We start from the raw sequence: 2,203 nt of genomic DNA, 5'->3' as shown, positions 1-2,203 counted from the left end.
GTCCCACGGGTGCGTCCGTCCTGCCCCGGCTACAATGTAATAATAAGACCATAAAAAATAAGGTCAACCAGAAATATTTAACATCTGGTTAACCTTATAATACGAACGGGTGCGTTAATCCAAGAAGATCCAAGAAGGATTAACGCTCTTTTTGTCTAATTTATTGTATTATGCAGGCAGCATATCTGTAATCAATGAAAATATATTGGGGGGAGAAAATTGAAGTTATTAAAAGTATTTTTATGGTTAGTGTTTGTTCTATACATCGCTGTATTGATTAAAGTAATATTGATTAAATATATGCCGATATCTTATCTTGTGCAAAATTTGGAATTAGGATTAAACCATTTCCAAATGAACTTCGTTCCTTTTGCGACAATTATAAATTACATTGTTTCCGATACTTTCACAGTTAGTGTTCAAAATATCTTAGGGAATATTGTAATCTTTATGCCATTTGGCTTTCTTTTACCTATTTTAATTAGTAGATTTCAAAAGTTTATAACAATATTATTGGTTTCTTTTTGCTTCAGTTTAACATTTGAAATCATTCAATTGCTCTTCCCTATCTTAGGTAGCTTTGATGTTGATGATTTAATTTTAAATACTCTTGGAGCGTTATTAGGGTTTATGTTTTTTACTCTGATTAAGAGGCTAACCCAACGAAATTCAAGATGATATGCTTCTTCACTAACGGGTGCAATCCTTAAAGAAGGATATGCACCCTCTCTTGTTGAATTATACAAATAAAAGGGCAGTATACAAGGAGGGTTTTTCATTGAAAAGTGAAAATGCAAAAGTTCTTGTACTCGGAACTTTTCACATGGCTGAACATGAAGATTTATATTCGGAAAAAAGGCAAATTGAAATTGAGGATTTAGTATCTAAATTAGCAAGTTTTAAACCAACAAAGATAGCTGTTGAAATGGCAGTTGATAAGACCGAGCTATTAAATAATAAATATAGAAAATATAATGATGGTACATATAACCTAGAAATGAATGAAATATTTCAAATTGGTTTCCGATTAGGGAGAATGTTGAAACATGAAGAGATCTATCCGATAGATTGGATAGATAATGCTGGAATGGAATATGGAGATATGGAGAAGTGGGCAAAAGAAAATCAACCAGAACTTTTTAGTGAAATTTACGATGGGATTTATATACCAGAATTAACGGATAATACGAGTATATTAGATTATTATAGAGAGTTAAATGACCCCTCTTGGCTTAATACGTTGCATAAGATGTATGTAAATATTGCACGCATCGGTGACTTCAACAATTATGTTGGTATGAAATGGTTAAGTTGGTGGTACAAAAGGAATTTGATTATGTTCTCAAATTTAACACGTCTCATTAATATACAGGAGGAACGGATCCTATTTATAGTGGGTTGTTCACATTCAACAATTGTTAATAAATTTATTGAAGAAAGTGAAGTCTGTAAGGTTGTCCAGCCCCTGAATTATCTAACTTGAATTTAAACACCTCTAAAATTCAATTCTTATTGCACTAAAGGGTGCAATTCTGAATGAAGGATAAAAGCACTTTTTTGTAGAATCTATAATCTAATAGAGTACATTAGTGAACAAAGAAGAAGGAAAGAGACTTTATTAGGGGGGATAAAGTGGAATTCAAGGAAATTGAAATAAAGAAGGATCGAGATAAAGTAGTTGAATTTCGGAAAGACTCTTTTAAAGTAAGTTTTGGAGATGCTTCGGGATTTGATGAAGAGGAGTATTTACGTTGGTTAGATGAAAAAATAAAGGATTTCTCAAAAGGCTTTGTCTTAGTTGTAGAGGACGGTAAATATATTGGACAACTAGAGTTAACTATTCGAGAATTTGAAGGTAAAAAAATTGGGTATGTAAATTTATATTACTTAATTCCTGAAATGCGGGGAAAAGGTAAAGGAAAAGAATTACATGACTACGCAATACAATTTTTTGAGAATAATAAAGTTAGTGAGTATCATCTAAGAGTTTCCCCCTCAAACACTGGAGCAATCAATTTTTATAGAAAAAATGGAATGAAAGAAATTGGTCCAGAGGTTGATGGTAAAGTAATTAGGATGAAGGGGTATTTATAAAATCTCTTATTGTGCTAAACCAGCTAATAGTTGTCAATATTTTTCTCTAAAAAAATTAATTCTCTCATGATATACTAAAATTACGTATGCCAAATAACCCTCCACTACA

At 31.7% G+C, this 2,203-nt stretch carries 3 protein-coding genes; all 3 read left to right on the top strand.

Features of this window, described 5'->3' with window-relative positions; all coding sequences use genetic code 11:
* Window positions 1-219 precede the first annotated feature (219 nt).
* Window positions 220-678, top strand: coding sequence for a VanZ family protein (locus ACFSBH_RS12370; protein WP_251518050.1), 459 nt, complete (start codon window positions 220-222; stop codon window positions 676-678).
* A 100-nt stretch (window positions 679-778) separates the two neighbouring features.
* Entirely contained in the window at window positions 779-1,483 is a 705-nt protein-coding gene (locus ACFSBH_RS12365) for a DUF5694 domain-containing protein (RefSeq protein WP_251516741.1), read from the top strand.
* Window positions 1,484-1,632: 149 nt separating this feature from the next.
* Window positions 1,633-2,094: a GNAT family N-acetyltransferase gene (locus ACFSBH_RS12360; RefSeq protein WP_251516739.1), complete on the top strand. Its 462-nt coding sequence runs from the start codon at window positions 1,633-1,635 to the stop codon at window positions 2,092-2,094.
* The last annotated feature ends 109 nt before the right edge of the window (window positions 2,095-2,203 follow it).

Source organism: Oceanobacillus luteolus, from assembly GCF_042678205.1.
GTDB lineage: Bacteria > Bacillota > Bacilli > Bacillales > Amphibacillaceae > Oceanobacillus > Oceanobacillus luteolus.
Note: the sequence above shows the minus strand (reverse complement) of the source record. Positions and strands in the feature narration are given on the sequence as shown.